We start from the raw sequence: 16,852 nt of genomic DNA, 5'->3' as shown, positions 1-16,852 counted from the left end.
TTTATGTCCTCTTCGAGCGCAACGCGTACTCACTCCCTTCCGCCGGGCAGCATCGGTAGCATCGTCGCCTCGATGTTCTGCTTTGCCGTGGTGGATGCGTTGGCGAAGCGGGTTGCACTGCAGTATCCAGCCAATGAGGTGACATTTTTCCGGATGCTGTTCGGTCTGGTTCCGGCAGTGGCGATGTGCTGCAAGGGGCCGCTTTCGTTGACTCAGCGACTGGCGAATCTCGATGTCAAAGGGCAGACAGTGCGGGCGTTGATGCTTCTGGGCGCATCAGGTTTGTTCTTTGCCGGATTGCCTTATGTTCCATTGGGTGAAGCGGTCGCACTCGCGTATTCGGAGACGTTGATCGTCGTCCTGCTCGCACCGCTGATTCTGCGAGAGCGCCTGACGGGACGAGGGGTAGCGGCAGCAGTTGTCGGATTTTTGGGCGTATTGCTCGTGGTGCGACCAGGTGGCGGCCAGTCGAGCTGGCTCGGCCCGATGTTCCTTCTGCTGAGCGCCGTCTTTGGCGCGCTGTCCATCCTGCAGATAAAACGCCTACGTTCCACCGACGACTCGAAGACCACGGTGCTCTTCTTCACTATCGTGGGGACGGTTGTTGCCGGATGCACGCTCGTCATCAACTGGAAGACGCCAGCCGTCGAAGCGTTGGCGATCATGGCGATTCTTGGTGCGTTCGCGACCGCGGGACAGCTACTGATGACGATGGCTTTTCGCCGTGCGGACGTTGCAAGACTGGCGCCCTACAACTACACAAGCGTCGTGTGGGCGGCTATGTTCGGCTATGTCTTCTGGGGTGAGACGATGCAAGCGTTGTCGCTACTCGGGATTGCGTTGATCGTCGGTAGTGCAATTGCCGTTGCGATAAACCGGAAGGATGCCGAGGGCCCGCTTGCGTGAAGGCGCCGCGCGATCATCGCAAACTCGTCGTTCGCATTCACAACGGCACCTGCTGACGACACACCCTGAGCACAAGCTCCCGAAGCCAGCGATGAACCGGATCAACCTCCAAACGAGGATGCCACATCTGCGAAACGGTAAAGCCATCGGTCGCCACAGGAAGATCGAACGAGTGCGCGATGACGGATGCAGCGGATTGAGTCTGCATAAAAGAAGCGGGCAGCAGCGCGACCAGATCGGATGCTCGAACCACGGCCAGCGCAGCCGGAAAACTCGGCACCCTCGCGACGATCGTTCGCTCCAGTCCTGCCAGAGCTATCGCAGCATCGAGAGACTCGGTTATCTGACGCCCGTACGGCGTAGCAACATGACCAAACGCTGCGTATCGCTTAAGCGTGACTTTCCGTTCCCGTTCGAGCGGATGCCCCTTTCGAATGACGCCCAGGAAGCGGTCCCTGAACAGCGCCCGCACGCGTACTTCAGGGCCCATTTCTTCCAGCACACCAATCTCGAGATCAGCGGAGCCCTCTCGTAGAGAGGTAGCACTCTTCTCCGGTTTGGACGCAAAGTGCAAACGCACAAACGGAGCAAGCGAGGTGACTTCCGCAATCAGCTGCGCGCCGAACGCTTCCACAAACGACTCATTGGCGCGAATCGTGAAGGTCCGTCGCAACGTTGAAAAATCTGGGGCTACCGGCGCGGGGCGGAGCACGGCACGCGCGTCACGAACGATATTCTCGGTTCGCTCGCGAATCTCCTCGGCATACGGTGTCAACACCATATCGCGCCCGGCCCGGACCAGTAACGGATCGCCGGTCTCGGCACGGAGCCGGGTCAGCGTGCGGCTCATCGCCGAAGCACTCAATTGCAACGACCGGGCAGCGCGCGTCACGTTTTTCTCGGTGAGCAACGCGTTGAGCGCGAAAAGGAGATTGAGGTCCGGTTCAGCCATTTCGTGGTCGTGGTAAGTGGCGATTAGATAAGGCGTCTGATGCATAGTGTAGTTGCATTCCACGCGCCTTCCGCCGTTTCCGATGCGCCGATATATTGGCGCACTGTAGTCATTCAAGAGGTTCGTTCTCCGGGCTTTCAGGTTCGAGAGCGGCTTCGCTTACCGGGAACACTCATGTCAAACACACTTTCACAGAAAACCGTTCTCCTCATCGGCGCGTCCCGTGGCCTCGGACTGGCGATGGTGGAGGAGTATTTGAAGCGCGGCTACCACGTCATCGCCACCGGGCGGGCGGCTTCCACGGACAAGCTTCGTGATATCGCTAAAGCGTCCGCCGGCGCGCTCGAAGTAGAGACGGTCGATGTCACCGTTCCACAGCAGGTTGCGGATCTGCGCGCTCGCCTCGCCGATCGACGTGTCGATGTGCTTTTCGTGAATGCGGGCGTCACGAACGACGATCGCGAAACGATAGCGGATGTCTCGACCGAGGAATTCGTCCGGGTGATGGTCACGAACTCGCTGAGTCCGATGCGGGTCATCGACGCGTTTCAGGACCTCGTCCCGCCGACCGGAACGATCGGTGTGATGTCTTCGGGTCAGGGGAGTCTCACGAACGCCACTAACGCGAACCACGAAGTCTATCGAGGCAGCAAGGCCGCGCTCAATATGTTTATGCGCACCTTCGCCGCTCGCAGTGCCGACTCCCCCAGGACCCTGCTCCTGATGGCGCCGGGATGGGTCAAGACGGACATGGGAGGCAGCACGGCGCGCCTGACCATCGAAGAGAGCATTCCGAACCTGGTCAACACGATCGAAGCCCATGAAGACCGCTCGGGATTGCACTACCTCGACTACCTCGGACGAGTCGTTCCGTGGTGACGAGCGACATCGCTACATCGTGCGCAACGCGAAGCGTTTGAGCTTGCCCGTCTCGGTGCGCGGCAACGTGTCGGTGAACACGATCACGCGTGGGTACTTGTACGGCGCGACCGTCTGCTTGACGAACGCCTGCAGTTCGGCGACGAGCGCATCGCTCGCATCGAAGCCCGGCCGCAGCACGATGAATGCCTTCACGATCTGGCCGCGCGTCTCGTCGGGTGCGCCAACCACGCCGCATTCGGCGACGGCCGCATGCTGCATCAGCACGCTTTCCACTTCCGGGCCGGAGATGTTGTAGCCGGACGAAACGATCATGTCGTCGGCGCGTGCCTGGTAGAACACGTAGCCGTCTTCGTCGAGATAAACCGCATCGCCGGGCAGGTTCCAGCCGTCGCGCGCGAACTTCGTCTGGCGCTCGTCCGCGAGATAGCGGCAGCCCGTTGGCCCGCGCACCGCGAGCTTGCCGATCTGGCCGGGCGGCAGCGGCTGCATCGCGTCGTCGACTGCGCAAACGACGTAGCCCGGCACCGCGCGGCCGATCGCATGCGGCCGCACGTCCGCGCCCGCCGATGAAATGAAAATATGAATCAGCTCGGTACCGCCGATGCCGTCGATCATCTCGATGCCGCTCGCGTTACGCCACAGGTCCCGTGTCGAATCGGGCAGCGCTTCGCCGGCCGAGACGGTTTTCCGCAGGCTCGATGTGTCGAAGCGCGGCACGAGTGCGGCCATCTGCCGGTAGAAGGTCGGCGCAGTGAACATCACGGTCGCGTGAAACCGTTCGACCGTTTGCAGCAGCGTTTCCGGCGTGAGCTTTTCGATCAGCACCGTCGATGCGCCAACGCGCAGCGGAAAACACAGCAGTCCACCGAGCCCGAACGTGAACGCGAGCGGCGGCGTGCCGCAGAACACGTCGTCGGCGGACGGCTTCAGCACGTGACGCGGAAACAGGTCGCACATCGCGAGCACGTCGCGATGGAAATGCATGCAGCCCTTCGGCGCGCCGGTCGTGCCGCTCGTGAACGCGATCAGGCAGACGTCGTCGGACGCGGTGTCGCACGCGTCGAACTGGGCCGATTGCGCGGGCAATGCGGCGGCGAGCGTATCGAGCGAATCGGGCGCGTCGTCGTGGAAGAAACACACCTGACGCAGACCTTCGCAGAAGTATTCGTCTTGCGGATCGCGACAACGCGCGATTTCGTCGGCGAGCCGCGCGTCGCACAGTGCCGCCGCGATCTCCGCCTTGTCGACGATCTGCTTCAATTCTTTCGCGCGCAGCAGCGGCATTGTCGGTACGACGACGAGCCCGGCCTTCAGCGCAGCGAGACACGCGACCGCCATCTGCAGCGTGTTCGGCCCGCGCAGCAGCACGCGATTGCCGGGCCGCAGCCCCAGTTCGTCGACCAGCACGTGTGCGGTGCGGTTCACGCGTTCGAGCAGTTCGCCATACGTGGTTGCGTGCGGCACGCCGTCGACGTCGGACCAGATCGCGGGCCGGTCGCGATGACCCGCCGCGATCGTGCCGTCGAGCAGTTCGGTCGCGCAGTTGAAGCGGGCCGGGTAGTGCACGTCCGGATTGTCGAGCAAAAACTCCGGCCATTGCGACTGCGGCGGCAGATGATCGCGCGCGAACGTGTCGACGTGAGCAGACGGTTCCATCGTAGACTCCCAGGCAGTGGCTACGGCTAGGCTTCGTCCGGAATGACGGCGGTCGCTTCGATCTCGACCTTCGCGCGGTCTTCGATCAGCGCGACGACCTGGACCGCGCTCATCGCGATCCGGTAGTCGCCGATCAGCTCGCGAAAACCGCGGCCGATCTCTTTCAGCGCATCGAGGTATTCACGCTTGTCGGTGACGTACCACGTCAACCGCACCAGATGCTCCGGCTTGCCGCCGGCCTCGCGCAGCACCGCGACGACGTTGCGCAGCGCCTGTACGGCCTGCTCGGCGAACCCGTCGCTGTGAAAGCGGTTCTGCTCGTCCCAGCCGATCTGGCCGGCGACGAATACCTGCGTGCCGCGCGCGGCCACGCCGTTCGCATAGCCGCGCGGCGGTGTCCAGCCTGCGGGCAACAGATCTTTCTTCATGAACTTGTTTCCTCAGAGTCGGTATCGGTGAAATCTTCAGAGGGTGCAGTCGCGGATTGCGCCGCGAATGTCGCAAGCGCGGCGGCGATGTCGTTGGGGATGTCGATCGACTGGCCGCTTTCGAGCGACGTCGTGACGAGCACCTGATGCGCCCGAAAACGCACTTCGTCGCCGCTGTGGCACACGATCGCGATGCGGACCGAGCGCTGGCCGATCGCTGCGAGTGCGAGTGACAGCGTGACCGTCTCACCCATCCGGCTCGGTCGCGCGAATTCGCAGTCGAGCTTGACGATCGGCAGACCGACGCGGCGCCGCGCGATCATGTCCGCGTAGTCGATGCCGAGCCGTTCGGTGAACCAGTCCTCGACGAGCGCATTAGTCATCACCAGGTACTGCGGATAGAACACGATGCCGGCCGGATCGCAGTGCGCGAAGCGAATGCGCACCGGCATGTCGAATGTGCCGGCACTCATTTCGTACGCTCCAACGCAGCCGTGTGTGCTTTCAGCACATCGCGCCCGACAATCAGTTGCTGCACTTCGGTCGCGCCTTCGTAAATGCGCAGCGCACGGATCTCGCGGTACAGCGTCTCGACCATGGTGCCGCTTTGCACGCCCATGCCGCCCCACAGCTGCACGGCCGCATCGATAACCTGCTGTGCACCTTCGCTCGCGTGCCACTTCGCCATCGCGGCTTCACGCGTGACGTTCTCGCCGCGATCGCGCAACCATGCGGCGCGATAGACGAGCAGCGCGCTGCTGTCGATCGTCAGCGCCATCTGCGCAAGCTTTGCCTGCGTCAACTGAAAATCGCCGAGCGTCTGACCGAACATCTTCCGCGACGCCGCGCGCGCGAGCCCTTCGGCCATCGCGCGACGTGCAAAGCCGAGCGACGCAGCTGCGACAGATGTGCGGAAGATGTCGAGCGTGCGCATCGCGAGCTTGAAGCCCTCGCCGCGTGCACCGAGCAACTGGCCGCGCGGCACACGTGCGCCCGCGAAGCGTAGTCGCGCGAGCGGATGCGGCGCGATGACGTCGATACGCTCGGCGATCTCGAGCCCCGGCGTGTCGGCGTCGACGATGAACGCGGTGATGCCGCGCGCGCCCGGCGCTTCGCCGGTGCGTGCGAACACCACGTAGAAGTCGGCGATCCCGCCGTTCGAGATCCACGTCTTCTCGCCGTCGAGTACCCAGGTATCGCCGTCTTCGCGCGCGGTCAGCGCCATCGCGGCGACGTCGGAACCGGCGTCGGGCTCGGACAGCGCGAACGCGGCGAGCGCCGTGCCGTTCGCGACACGCGGCAGATAATGCAACTTCTGCTCATGTGTGCCCGCGAGCGAGATCGCACCGGAGCCGAGCCCCTGCATCGCGAGCGCGAAGTCCGCGAGGCCTGCGTGCTTCGCGAGCGTTTCGCGCAGCAGGCACACCGCGCGCGTGTCGATCGTATCGCCGTGGCCGCCGTAAGCGGTGCCGCCGACGCCGTACTTCAGCCAGCCCGCCGCGCCCAGTTCGCGCACGATGGCGCGACAGGTGGCATCGACGTCGTCGTGGGGCAGGTCGCGCAGATGTGCAGCGGACCACGCTTCGATGTCGGCGGCGAGCGCACGGTGGCGGTCCTCGAAAAACGGCCACGCGAGCGCGCTGTGCGGATCGGATGCGCTCACGTCAGTCTCCTTCGAACACGGGGCGTTGCTTCGCTGCGAACGCGCGATACGCTCGCTCGAAATCGCGCGTGTTCATGCAGATCGCCTGCGCCTGCGCTTCGGATTCGATCGCTTCGTCGATACTCATGCTCCACTCCTGATGCAGCATTTTCTTCGTGATGCCATGCGCGAACGTCGGGCCCGCGGCGAGATCGGCGGCAAGTTGAGCGGCTTCGCCGAACAGCGCGTCCGGTTCGCACAGCCGGTTGTAGAAGCCCCACGCGTAGCCTTCGTCGCCGCTTGCCGCGCGGCCGGTGAACAGCAGTTCGGCGGCACGCCCCTGGCCGATGATGCGCGGCAGGATCGAGCACGCGCCCATGTCGCAGCCCGCGAGGCCCACACGCGCGAACAGGAACGCGAGCTTGCTGCGCGTGGTGCCGAGGCGCAGGTCCGAGGCCATCGCGAGGATCGCGCCGGCACCGGCGCATACGCCGTCGACGGCCGCGACGATCGGCTGCGGGCAATGGCGCATCGCCTTCACGAGATCGCCAGTCATCCGCGTGAACAGCAGCAGTTCCGGCATAGGCAGATCGATCAACGGCGCGATGATTTCGTGCACGTCGCCACCCGAACAGAAGTTGCCGCCTGCACCGCCGATCACGATCGCTTTCACGTCGGTCGCGTACGCAAGCTGGCGGAACAGGTCGCGCAATTCGGCATACGACTCGAACGTCAGCGGGTTCTTGCGCTCGGGGCGATTCAGCGTGACGGTGCCGATGCCATCGGCCACGTGCCACCCGAAGTGCTGCGCGGAGTAGCCGGCGAGCGTCGTGCGATTGCCGGCGAGCAGCCGGTCGACGAGGCCGCGGGTATCGCCTGTATCGCCGGCGGCAGGGGATGAGGTCATCGGTGTTGTCTCCTTCGGTTCGGAGCGGGTCAGCGGCTCACGTTATCGAGCAGGTGTTTCTTGAGCTTGCCGAGGCGCTGATGCATCCGCGATTTGTCGTCGAGGCCGAGGCCGCCGAACAGTTCGACGACCCATTGTTCGTGCGCAACCGCCATCCGGTCGAACTGCGCGCGGCCGGCCGGCGTGAGCTTCACGCTGATCGAGCGACGATCGTTCGGATCGACGTCGCGCACGACGAATCCTTCGTTCTCGAGTTGATCCGTAATGCCGGTGATGTTGCCGCCGGTCACCATCAGACGGCGCGACAGCTCGGTCATCTTCAGGCCGGCAGGATGGCGTTCGAGCTGAGCCATCATGTCGAAGCGCGGCAGCGTCGTGTCGAATTCGGCGCGCAGGCGCTTGCGCAGCTCGGCTTGCACGAGGTTCGTCGTGGTCAGCATGCGCAGCCACAGACGCAACCCCATATGGCTGTCGACGCCAGTGCTCATCTCGAGATCGACGACGTTGTCGGCGGGCTTCGCGACGCCCTTGCGCGGGCTGCGCGTTTCCGCGGTGGTTTTCTTCGGGCTGGCAGCCTGGGTCACGTGATTTCTCCACCGGAGACGGAAATGGACTGGCCGGTGATCGACCTCGAGCCGGCCGTGCACAGCCACAGCACGGCGTTCGCGACTTCGTCCGGAGCGATGAAGCGGCGTTGCGGGTTCTGACGCAGCAGCGCGTCGCGAGCGTCCTGTTCGCTGCGTGCGGTCTTCGTGATGATCTGATCGAGCGATGCCTGCAGCAGATCGGTTTCGGTGTAGCCCGGGCATACCGCGTTGACGGTGATGCCGCGCGTCGCGACCTCGCGTGCGAGCGAGCGAGTGAGACCGATCACGCCGTGCTTCGCCGCACAGTACGCGGCGACGTACGCGTAGCCGGTCTGGCCCGCGGTGCTCGCGACGTTGACGATGCGGCCGAAGCCACGTTCGAGCATCGCCGGCAGCACGGCGCGCGTGCACAGGAACACCCCCGTCAGATTGACGTCGAGCATGCGTTGCCACAGCGCGGTATCGGTCGCGGCGAACGGGGAGGCCTGGGCCTGGCCCGCGTTGTTGACGAGGATGTCGATGGGACCGAGCTGTGTGACTGCGGCGGCGAACGCATCGGTGACGGCCGTTTCCTGCGTGACGTCGACGCTCACACAGTTGATGCGGTCCGGTGCGGCGAGTGCGTCGCGTTGCGCGGAAAGTCTCGTTGCGTCGCGGCCCATCAACGTGACGCGCGCGCCGGCGTGCAACAACGCCGCTGCGGTCGCCGCGCCGATTCCACTGCCGCCGCCGGTGACGACTGCGTGCCGTCCCTCCAGCGTGGTGTCGTGTGGTGTGGTCATACCGTGCCCTCCGCGCGCTGCGCAATTTCGAGCGGCGAGAGTCGCGCGTTTTCCAGCGCGACCGCGCGTTCGCGTTCGTAGTTGCGTTCGAGCTGCGACTTCGCGGCCGTGTACTGCTTCGGCCACATGACGTCGAAATAGCCGATCTTCGCGGCCTCGTTGAGCGTCCACGACGGATTCGCAAGATGCGGTCGTGCGACCGCGCACAGATCCGCGCGACCCGCTGCGATGATGCTGTTCACGTGGTCCGCTTCCGAAATCGCGCCGACTGCGATCGTTGCGATGCCGGCTTCGTTGCGGATGCGATCGGCAAATGGCGTCTGAAACATCCGGCCGTACACGGGCTTTTCTTCCTTGCTGACCTGACCCGACGACACGTCGATCATGTCGGCGCCCGCGGCCTTGAACGCACGCGCGATCTCGACGGCGTCGTCCGGCGTCGTGCCACCGTCGACCCAGTCGTTCGCTGATATGCGTACCGATATCGGCTTGTCGGCGGGCCACACTGCGCGGATCGCGGCGAAGATCCGCAGCGGATAGCGCAGGCGGCTTTGCAGCGAACCGCCGTACGCGTCGGTGCGATGATTCGTTAGCGGCGACAGGAAGCTCGACAGCAGATAGCCGTGCGCGCAGTGCAGTTCGAGCCAGTCGAAGCCGGCTGCGGCGGCCATTTCCGTTGAGCGGACGAACTGCGCTTCGATCTGGTCGAGGTCGTCCGCGGTCGCTTCACGCGACCACTGGCTCACGTCGGTCAGATACTGCTGCTGCGATGCCGACACGAGCGGCCAGTTGCCGTCGGGCAACGGCCGGTCGATACCGTCCCAACTGACACGCGTCGACGCTTTTGCCCCCGCGTGGCCAATCTGCATGCCGATCTTCGCGTCGCTGTTCGCGTGCACGAAATCGACGATGCGTTGCCATGCGGCCTGTTGTTCCGCTGTGTACAGGCCGGGGCAGCCGGGCGTGATACGCGCGTCGGGCGATACGCAGGTCATCTCCGTCATCACGAGCGCCGCGCCACCCATCGCGCGCGCGCCGAGATGCATCAGGTGATAGTCGCCGGGCACGCCGTCGACGGCCGAGTACTGCGCCATCGGCGACACGACGACGCGATTTTTCAGCGTGACGCCGCGCAGCGTGAACGGCGTGAACATCGGCGGCACTGAATGTTGTTCCGGTGCATGCGTAACGCCCGAACGCGCGGCGAGCCAGTCTTCGAATGCGGACAGATAGTGGGCGTCGCGCGAGCGCAGGTTTTCGTGCGAGATGCGCTGCGAACGCGTGAGCAGCGAGTAGGCGAACTGCTCGGGTTCGAGCGCCGTGTAGCGGTCGACGTTCTCGAACCACTCGGTGGAATTGCGCGCGGCATTCTGGATGCGCAACACGCCGACGCTGCGTACGTCGGTGTAGTGCGCGAGCGCGGCGGCGAGGTCGTCGGGATGCGCGCGCAGGCTGTTCGCGAGTTCGATCGCATCTTCGAGTGCGAGCTTCGTGCCCGAGCCGATCGAGAAATGCGCGGTGTGCGCGGCGTCGCCCATCAGCACGACCGGCGTGGTGCCGCCGTGCGCGTTGGCCTTCCAGTGCACCCATTCGCTGTTGATCACGCGCGGGAAGCGGATCCATTGCGACGAGCCGCGCAGATGCGCGGCATTCGACAGAAGCGGCTGACCGTCCAGATACTTCGCGAAAAGTCGCTCGCAGAACGCGATGCCTTCTTCCTTGCTCATCGTGTCGAGACCGGCTGCGCGCCACACGTGCTCCGGCGTCTCGACGATGAACGTCGACATCTCGCCGTCGAAGCGGTACGCGTGTGCCTGAAACCAGCCCCATTCGGTTTCTTCGAACGCGAACGTGAATGCGTCGAACAATTTGCGCGTACCGAGCCAGACGAAGCGGCAGTCGCGCATGTCGACGTCGGGGCGGTATGTGGTGGCGTATTTCTGGCGGATCGCGCTGTTGGCGCCATCGCACGCGATGATCAGGTCGGCGTCGTAGACGTCGTCGTCGGTGACCTGGGTTTCGAACACCAGCTTCACGCCGAGTGCTTCGCACCGTTCCTGCAGGATATTCAGCAGACGCTTGCGGCCGATGCCGCAGAACCCGTGACCCGACGAACGGATACTCCGGCCGCGGAAATGGATTTCGATGTCGTCCCAATGATTGAACGCGTCGAGGATGCGCGCGGCGCTCGGCGCATCGGCGCCTTGCAGATTGCCGAGCGTCTGGTCCGAGAAAACCACACCCCAGCCGAACGTGTCGTAGGGCCGGTTGCGCTCGACCACGGTGACTTCGTGCGCGGGATTGCGGCTTTTCATCAACAGGCCGAAATACAGGCCGGCCGGGCCGCCGCCGATACAGACGATGCGCATGCTCGTTCCCTCGGGTAGATGTCGAGGGTTAATTTAGTTGTTGATAGTTTAGATGTCAAGTAAAAGGAGGGGTGGGTTTTCCCGGCGGGAGGGCGGAGTGGCCTGCACAGGAATAGAAGCACTTCGTAAGCGTACGAGGTGCAAATCTGGTCGTTCAGCGGGTCCCAACTGGCCAATCGTTCCCCGGGTGCGCGCAGGCTGCGGCATCTCGGCGAATATATCGTCGTGCGCACGATCTCGCGTGTCTGTCCCGCAAGCGTCGAAGCTTGAGTTCCCGAGCGGCAGGCGTTCTTTTGATCGCAATCACGGTGCCCATAAAAATCAGGTCGAATATCTGACGATCCAGCGGGCCGATTCTAGCCAGCGATTTGACCACCGGCATGTTTCAACCTGGAATGTACTCGCAGAGATGCCGGAAAAAACATAACGATTCGTGAGGGAGGTGGCATGACGAGGACAAAACTTTTCTGGCGTTCAACGGTGTTGCTGGTTGCAGTCGTTACGGTCACCGCGGTATGGCGATACGAGACGCCATCGAGCGCGGCGACTATCCCGCGGACGCAATCCACGCCAACCCAGCCAGCCGCTGCAGCGCCCGACACACAACCGGCCGCCTCCGCAACGGTTGCGGGCCCCGCGGAACGACGTCTGGATCTCGCCGCGTTACGCAGGAGTCTGGCCGGCCGTGCGGATAGCGAAGCTGAGGTGCAGCGCATCCTTGCCTTCGCCCGTTTTCAGGACCAGGTCGCCGCATACGGCAAGAACCGGCAAGACATGTCGGATGCCGACCGGCGTGTGCTAGCCCAGCAGATTCTCGGCGAACTGCCTGAGCACGTAGCAAACGACGAAGTCCTGCCAGTCCAGGCCGAAGCGCTCAGTGCCGCGCTGATGACCGACGTGTATTCCGATCCGGGTACGCGAAGCGCCGCGCTCCAGACGATGCAACAGCAGTGGAACGCCTACGCGCAACAGACTGTCGGTCCTTCGCCCGCACAGGATCCGCGCTTTCAGACGTATCAACAGCAGGCCCAGCAGATCGTTCAGCAGGTCCACGCCAGCGTGCAGGACCCCGAGCAACAGCAGGTCGTACTTGGACAGCGTCTGCAGGCATTGCGCACTCAGCTCTATGACGGCGCGCCGCAGTCCGGTACGCCCTGACAGCGCTTCGCGCGCGGCCTGGCCGCCGATTTCCCGGTAGTAAAAACACTTTATGTGATTGACAAGGAGGGGGAGATGTTTGCGTCGAAATATATGAAGCAACTCGGCATTGCCGGCGTGCTGGGCATGGCGATGCTGGATGGCCATGCGGATACGACCATGCCGGATCCGTCCATTCCGTATTACTCGTGGTACGAAGTCACGTTGCCGGAAAGCAGCGGTGCGTCGTGCGGCAACGGCACACCGCTGCGCTTCTACGTGAACCGCGCGCAATCCGACAGCATGCTGTACATGATGGAGCCGGGTGGTGCGTGCTGGGACTACGGGACCTGTACGGAAACCTCGACCGGCGCGGAAGCGGGCCTGGGGGGATTTAACCCCGACGGCATCCCGCATAACTACATGAACGGCACCGCGAACGAAAGTCTGCTGTCGTCGTTCCTCTCTCCGCTGCTGACCCGGATGGACCTCGAGCATATCCTCGTGGGCGAGCCGCAGGTAGAGACGCAGAACTGGACTCAGGTGTTTGTTCCGTACTGCTCGGGTGACATCCACATGGGTAGCGCGGTACGCAACTACACATCGCCGACCGGCGACTGGCGCATCCAGCACTTTAGCGGCGTCAAGAATATTCAGGCGGTCTCGCAATGGCTGGTCGCTCACGGCTTCGGCAAACCGAATCGTCTGCTGGTCTACGGCATGAGCGCCGGTGGCTACGGCACGCTCGGCAACTACGCGACGATCCGTAACACGTTGCAGCCCCAGGCATACAGCTCGCTGCTCGACGATGCGGGCACTGTTTTCAACTCGCCGTTCAACGCCGACCCGGCGACGCATCCATCGGTGGGGTTGTACAACAAGGTGCGCAGCGAATGGGACATGACCGGACCCAGCGGCATGATTACGATCAATAGCAAGCTCGCCAAAGGCTTTGATCCCAACAACTTGGGGAGCGTCTACGCGGCGCTGTCGGCAACTTACCCGCATGACCGGTTCGGGTTCACGACCTACCAGCAGGACAAGATCATCGCGGCGTATCACTACCGTGAGTTCGTGCCCGCGGTGATCGCGGCGCAGGGCGATGCTGCCAAAGACTCGCTGTCGCTCTCGCTGTTTGCCCCGGAACTGGAGGGCCTCAAGGAGACCCTGAACCCACTCCCGAACTTCGGTTATTACATGCCGTGGGCACGCGACGATTTCATCGACAACCATCAGGTCACCGCAGTCAGCTTCACCGGATCGGGTATTCACGAGAACGGCATCGACGCGAACGTCGGCGACTTCGTCAACAATCTGCTCGATCAGCAGGATCCGTCGCGGACGCCGGTGATGAAGGAATTCAGGACCCAGCAATGGTCCGACTTCACGTTCTCGGCGTTCCTCGCGTTTATCGACAGCCTTTTCAATCTCACTGGGGAAGCGGGTCCGATCTCTACCCATAAGGCCTGACTTGCTTTTGCGACGACTGAAAATTGATGACGCGAACGGCACTCGCGCCTGCGGAACACCCTGGGAGCTAAAGAGGTCTTCTGAAGCCGTCCCACTTTATAGGGGCTGCAGGCGCGAACTTTATCGTGGCGCGAGGAGCAGTCCGCACAACGACTCCGAATTGATTTATGCAGGCCAGCAACGAAATCGAAAAGCAGCCTTGCAAAAGCTAGGGCATAGATTTCTTGCGAGCACCCGGGATCCTGTTTTGCTCGCATGCCTGTCGCTTTTTTAGAATTTCGAGTCGCATTCCAGCAGGATTTCTCACTTGCGAGGTAGTCATACTGGTCTCATCGACACATGCTTATGATCGCGTTCCGCGAGAGACGCTATGCATCAAGCACGGAGAGAATCTTCACTGGTTTGGCTAACATAGCCCGGCGTTAAACCACGTACGAATCCAGTAGGTCGTCCCGACGCTATTGGATTTTCCTGGCAAACGGATAAGGCAGGCTATCGCCTTCCTCATCGACGAATCAGGTCGCGTGCTCGCTTCAGTGCTTCATTTCGTCGGTCCTGTTGAGTGAATCCGAAGAAACGGTACAACTGAACGTTGCGCCGTGAATTTCCTTAACCAGCGCTTCTCTCGCCGGGGCTTCGTCCCTCGATGTATCGACGAAAAGAGAGCGTCAGATCCGGGCTTGCTTGAGCCCTGACCCACCGCTAGCGGTAAACACCGATGACCATCCTGATATCGACACGACATCAAGCGCTCAGAATGCTGGTGCTGGCAACCTCGCTCGGTGCGCTGCTCGCACCCACGGCAGGTGTGCACGCGCAAACGGTCTCGGAGAGCATTGCGCCCGCCAGTTCCAATCTGATCGTCAACGGTGACGCCGAGGTCGCGCCGCTTCCCGTCTACTCGACGACCAGTGTCAGCACGCTCGCAACGGTTGGCATGCCGCCTGCGAGCGGGCCCTACACTCCGCCAACCATACCCACGCCCTGCACGAACGACTGGGCTGCGGTCACCTCGGTGCCCGGCTGGACGGTGATGCAAGGCAGCCCGTCGATCGTCTGCTATTCGATCCAGGGTGTGAGCAACATGCCGCACATGCCGGCAAGCGGGAACAAGGCGTTTTTCGCGGCCGGTCCTTATGGCGACTCCGGACTGGCGCAGCGGATCAACGTCACGTCGGCGCGCGAGAAGATCGACACGGGTACCGTGACCTTTGCGCTCAGGGGCTCGCTTGGTGGCTACACCTCGTACGCGGGGGCGGCGGTCGTATCGGTGGCGTTCCTCAACCAGCAGGGGCAGCAGCTCGGCTCGACCGTACGGCTAACGGGCGCCACGCCCGCGGAGCGCCAGTACGCGACCGATTTTCTGCCGGCTTCCGTACAAGGTAAGGTCCCCGCGCAGACGCGCTTCATCAACGTGCTCGTGCAGTTCATCAACAACTGGGTCTGGGACCCGCTCGGCGGACACAACAGTCAGACCGGTTTCGCCGACGATCTCTCGCTAACGCTGTCGACCGACGTGTCGCCTGCGCCGGCGCTCGAGATGCCCGTTTCGGTCGTGCCGTCGTTCGATCACGTCTTCGTGATCATGATGGAGAACACCAGCTATTCGCAGGTGATCGGCGACAGCTCGGATGCGCCGTATACCAACGGGACGCTCGTGCCGATGGGCACGCTGCTGTCCAACTACAGCGCGGTCTACCATCCGAGCGACGAGAATTATCTCGCCATCGTCGCTGGCGATGCGCTCGCGCGCGGCAGCGTGGGCTGGCCGGGCATTGCATCGAGCGCGCTCAGTCTCGCCGACCGGCTGGAAGAGGGCAAGAGCGTTAGTGCGGCAAAGCGTGCGTGGTCAACCTATATCGAAGGGATGGGGAACGGTGCTGCATGCGTGCTGGCGCCGTCGAATCCCACTGCTGGCAGCCACTATTTCTATTCGGACTTCTTCCCAGACGATTCGCCGTTTCCGAACTTCACCGATATCGTAGGAACCGGCAACGCGAAGGCGGCTAACTGGATTGCGCCGCAGCGTTGCAAGGATCATGTATTCGATCTGGGCACGCTCGCCACCGATCTACAGAACGGCAACGGGGCGAATTTCGGCAACGTCGCGCGCTTTGTGTGGGTCAGCCCGGACGACTGGAACAACGGGGAAAAATCGGGCAACGGTAGCGCCGGTAGTCTGTCAGTGCAGGACCAATGGCTGAAGACGAACGTGCAGCAGATCTTCAACTCCTACGCATGGAAGATGCAGAGGTCGCTGCTGATCCTGACCTGGGACGAGTCGAGCGAAGGCGCGTTTCTGTCGCTGCAGGATATCGCAGCCGGGCTCATCAACCAGCGCGCCGAAAACTCCAACGGCAGTCCCGTCGACAAGACCAACCAGGTCGCGGCCATCCTGATCGGCTCGCAGCCGGGAACGGTGCGTCAAGGGCTTGTCAGCAACACGAACTACAGCCACTACAGCACCGCGCACACGATCGAGGACGCGCTGGGTTTGCGAACCCTGAACCAACGGCTGACGATGAACGACGCCTACGCGCAGCCGATTAACGACGCGTTTCGGCCGGTCCCGCAGCCTTCGTATGCGGGGCTGTCCACGCCGACTCCGGTGGTGAGCAAGGGCACGGTGATGACCTTCGTTTTGCCGAAGTCTCTTCCGGCGACGGCCGATGCAAAGGACTGGGTCGGGATCTATCCGGTCGGCGTCAATCCCGCCGATGCGCCGGCGCCGGCCCGCTCGCACTGGGTCTATGCGCCGGTCCCGTCGACGACGGCGCGGTACGACACGTCCGATCTCGCGCCTGGGCAATACGCGGCCTGGTTCTTCCTCGACAATAGCTACATCGTGTACGACGGCCCGACATACTTTACGGTGCGGTAGGGAGCGTTCGACTAGAGGCGCGACATGTCGTGATATAGCAAGCCGTCAAGCACACGCGTCGAGTCCCGGATTGTCGTGGTTATCGGCTCCGCTGCCGGTGTAGTTCGCCGGCGAGTTGCTGCGCCAGCATGACCGCGCTGTTCGTCTGCAGCGCAAGCTCGCTCAACCCGTCGCGCCTCCCCACCTTGCCGCTTCTCTGGCCGGATCGGACCCATCTAACGGCCGCGTTCACCCTTGGTTGGGCACACGCCGG

General features: G+C 63.1%; 14 protein-coding genes. 5 read left to right on the top strand and 9 right to left on the bottom strand.

What is annotated here, in order from left to right:
- Window positions 1–3: 3 nt before the first annotated feature.
- Window positions 4–906 carry a DMT family transporter gene (locus tag ACREXZ_RS21635; protein ID WP_431766161.1) on the top strand — a complete coding sequence of 301 codons (903 nt, stop codon included), beginning with the start codon at window positions 4–6 and terminating at the stop codon, window positions 904–906.
- A 37-nt stretch (window positions 907–943) separates the two neighbouring features.
- Here ACREXZ_RS21635 and ACREXZ_RS21630 read toward each other — a convergent pair whose 3' ends face one another.
- Window positions 944–1,858 carry a LysR family transcriptional regulator gene (locus ACREXZ_RS21630; protein WP_431766160.1) on the bottom strand — a complete coding sequence of 305 codons (915 nt, stop codon included), beginning with the start codon at window positions 1,856–1,858 and terminating at the stop codon, window positions 944–946.
- Between the two features lie 174 nt (window positions 1,859–2,032).
- Between ACREXZ_RS21630 and ACREXZ_RS21625 the strand changes: the two genes are divergently transcribed.
- Entirely contained in the window at window positions 2,033–2,737 is a 705-nt protein-coding gene (locus ACREXZ_RS21625) for an SDR family NAD(P)-dependent oxidoreductase (RefSeq protein WP_431766159.1), read from the top strand.
- A 12-nt stretch (window positions 2,738–2,749) separates the two neighbouring features.
- Here ACREXZ_RS21625 and ACREXZ_RS21620 read toward each other — a convergent pair whose 3' ends face one another.
- From ACREXZ_RS21620 to ACREXZ_RS21585, 8 genes are read right to left on the bottom strand one after another with little or no spacing between them, the layout of a single operon-like run.
- A complete protein-coding gene (locus ACREXZ_RS21620) occupies window positions 2,750–4,396 on the bottom strand; it encodes an AMP-binding protein (RefSeq protein ID WP_431766158.1) in 1,647 nt (548 codons plus the stop codon).
- Between the two features lie 26 nt (window positions 4,397–4,422).
- Window positions 4,423–4,824 (bottom strand): RidA family protein, encoded by a 402-nt coding sequence (locus ACREXZ_RS21615; protein WP_431766157.1) that lies wholly within the window; start codon window positions 4,822–4,824, stop codon window positions 4,423–4,425.
- Complete coding sequence (locus ACREXZ_RS21610) at window positions 4,821–5,297, bottom strand: acyl-CoA thioesterase (RefSeq protein WP_431766156.1); 477 nt, start codon at window positions 5,295–5,297, stop codon at window positions 4,821–4,823. Before ACREXZ_RS21610 ends, ACREXZ_RS21615 begins: the two co-directional genes overlap by 4 nt.
- Entirely contained in the window at window positions 5,294–6,487 is a 1,194-nt protein-coding gene (locus tag ACREXZ_RS21605) for an acyl-CoA dehydrogenase family protein (protein ID WP_431766155.1), read from the bottom strand. The genes ACREXZ_RS21610 and ACREXZ_RS21605 overlap by 4 nt, the downstream gene beginning before the upstream one ends.
- Window position 6,488: 1 nt before the next feature.
- Window positions 6,489–7,373: an enoyl-CoA hydratase family protein gene (locus ACREXZ_RS21600; RefSeq protein WP_431766154.1), complete on the bottom strand. Its 885-nt coding sequence runs from the start codon at window positions 7,371–7,373 to the stop codon at window positions 6,489–6,491.
- A 29-nt stretch (window positions 7,374–7,402) separates the two neighbouring features.
- On the bottom strand, window positions 7,403–7,957 hold the full coding sequence (locus ACREXZ_RS21595; RefSeq protein WP_431766153.1) for a MarR family winged helix-turn-helix transcriptional regulator: 555 nt from the start codon (window positions 7,955–7,957) through the stop codon (window positions 7,403–7,405).
- Window positions 7,954–8,742 (bottom strand): SDR family NAD(P)-dependent oxidoreductase, encoded by a 789-nt coding sequence (locus tag ACREXZ_RS21590; RefSeq protein WP_431766152.1) that lies wholly within the window; start codon window positions 8,740–8,742, stop codon window positions 7,954–7,956. The genes ACREXZ_RS21595 and ACREXZ_RS21590 overlap by 4 nt, the downstream gene beginning before the upstream one ends.
- Complete coding sequence (locus ACREXZ_RS21585; RefSeq protein ID WP_431766151.1) at window positions 8,739–11,111, bottom strand: bifunctional salicylyl-CoA 5-hydroxylase/oxidoreductase; 2,373 nt, start codon at window positions 11,109–11,111, stop codon at window positions 8,739–8,741. Before ACREXZ_RS21585 ends, ACREXZ_RS21590 begins: the two co-directional genes overlap by 4 nt.
- A 447-nt stretch (window positions 11,112–11,558) precedes the next feature.
- On the opposite strand from ACREXZ_RS21585, the gene plcR reads away from it, so the two are divergent.
- The 3 genes from plcR (at window position 11,559) to ACREXZ_RS21570 (ending at window position 16,599) form a co-directional block, all read left to right on the top strand.
- The gene (gene plcR / locus ACREXZ_RS21580; RefSeq protein ID WP_431766150.1) at window positions 11,559–12,269 is read left to right on the top strand and encodes a phospholipase C accessory protein PlcR; all 711 of its coding nucleotides are present in this window, start codon (window positions 11,559–11,561) and stop codon (window positions 12,267–12,269) included.
- 75 nt (window positions 12,270–12,344) lie between these two features.
- On the top strand, window positions 12,345–13,718 hold the full coding sequence (locus ACREXZ_RS21575) for a pectin acetylesterase-family hydrolase (protein ID WP_431766149.1): 1,374 nt from the start codon (window positions 12,345–12,347) through the stop codon (window positions 13,716–13,718).
- 718 nt (window positions 13,719–14,436) lie between these two features.
- A complete protein-coding gene (locus ACREXZ_RS21570; protein ID WP_431766148.1) occupies window positions 14,437–16,599 on the top strand; it encodes an alkaline phosphatase family protein in 2,163 nt (720 codons plus the stop codon).
- Window positions 16,600–16,852 lie beyond the last annotated feature (253 nt).

This window comes from Paraburkholderia sp., from assembly GCF_050742655.1.
Taxonomy (GTDB): Bacteria; Pseudomonadota; Gammaproteobacteria; order Burkholderiales; family Burkholderiaceae; genus Paraburkholderia.
The sequence above is the reverse complement of the archived record's forward strand: the minus strand, read 5'-3'. Positions and strand labels throughout refer to the sequence as shown.

Bases quoted from the DNA above. Each gene is read 5' to 3' on its own strand.
- ACREXZ_RS21620 (WP_431766158.1), bottom strand. From the start codon at position 4,396: ATGGAACCGTCTGCTCACGTCGACACGTTCGCGCGCGATCATCTGCCG.
- ACREXZ_RS21630 (WP_431766160.1), bottom strand. From the start codon at position 1,858: ATGGCTGAACCGGACCTCAATCTCCTTTTCGCGCTCAACGCGTTGCTC.
- ACREXZ_RS21585 (WP_431766151.1), bottom strand. From the start codon at position 11,111: ATGCGCATCGTCTGTATCGGCGGCGGCCCGGCCGGCCTGTATTTCGGC.
- ACREXZ_RS21615 (WP_431766157.1), bottom strand. From the start codon at position 4,824: ATGAAGAAAGATCTGTTGCCCGCAGGCTGGACACCGCCGCGCGGCTAT.
- ACREXZ_RS21590 (WP_431766152.1), bottom strand. From the start codon at position 8,742: ATGACCACACCACACGACACCACGCTGGAGGGACGGCACGCAGTCGTC.
- ACREXZ_RS21610 (WP_431766156.1), bottom strand. From the start codon at position 5,297: ATGAGTGCCGGCACATTCGACATGCCGGTGCGCATTCGCTTCGCGCAC.
- ACREXZ_RS21575 (WP_431766149.1), top strand. From the start codon at position 12,345: ATGTTTGCGTCGAAATATATGAAGCAACTCGGCATTGCCGGCGTGCTG.
- plcR (WP_431766150.1), top strand. From the start codon at position 11,559: ATGACGAGGACAAAACTTTTCTGGCGTTCAACGGTGTTGCTGGTTGCA.
- ACREXZ_RS21635 (WP_431766161.1), top strand. From the start codon at position 4: ATGTCCTCTTCGAGCGCAACGCGTACTCACTCCCTTCCGCCGGGCAGC.
- ACREXZ_RS21570 (WP_431766148.1), top strand. From the start codon at position 14,437: ATGACCATCCTGATATCGACACGACATCAAGCGCTCAGAATGCTGGTG.
- ACREXZ_RS21600 (WP_431766154.1), bottom strand. From the start codon at position 7,373: ATGACCTCATCCCCTGCCGCCGGCGATACAGGCGATACCCGCGGCCTC.
- ACREXZ_RS21625 (WP_431766159.1), top strand. From the start codon at position 2,033: ATGTCAAACACACTTTCACAGAAAACCGTTCTCCTCATCGGCGCGTCC.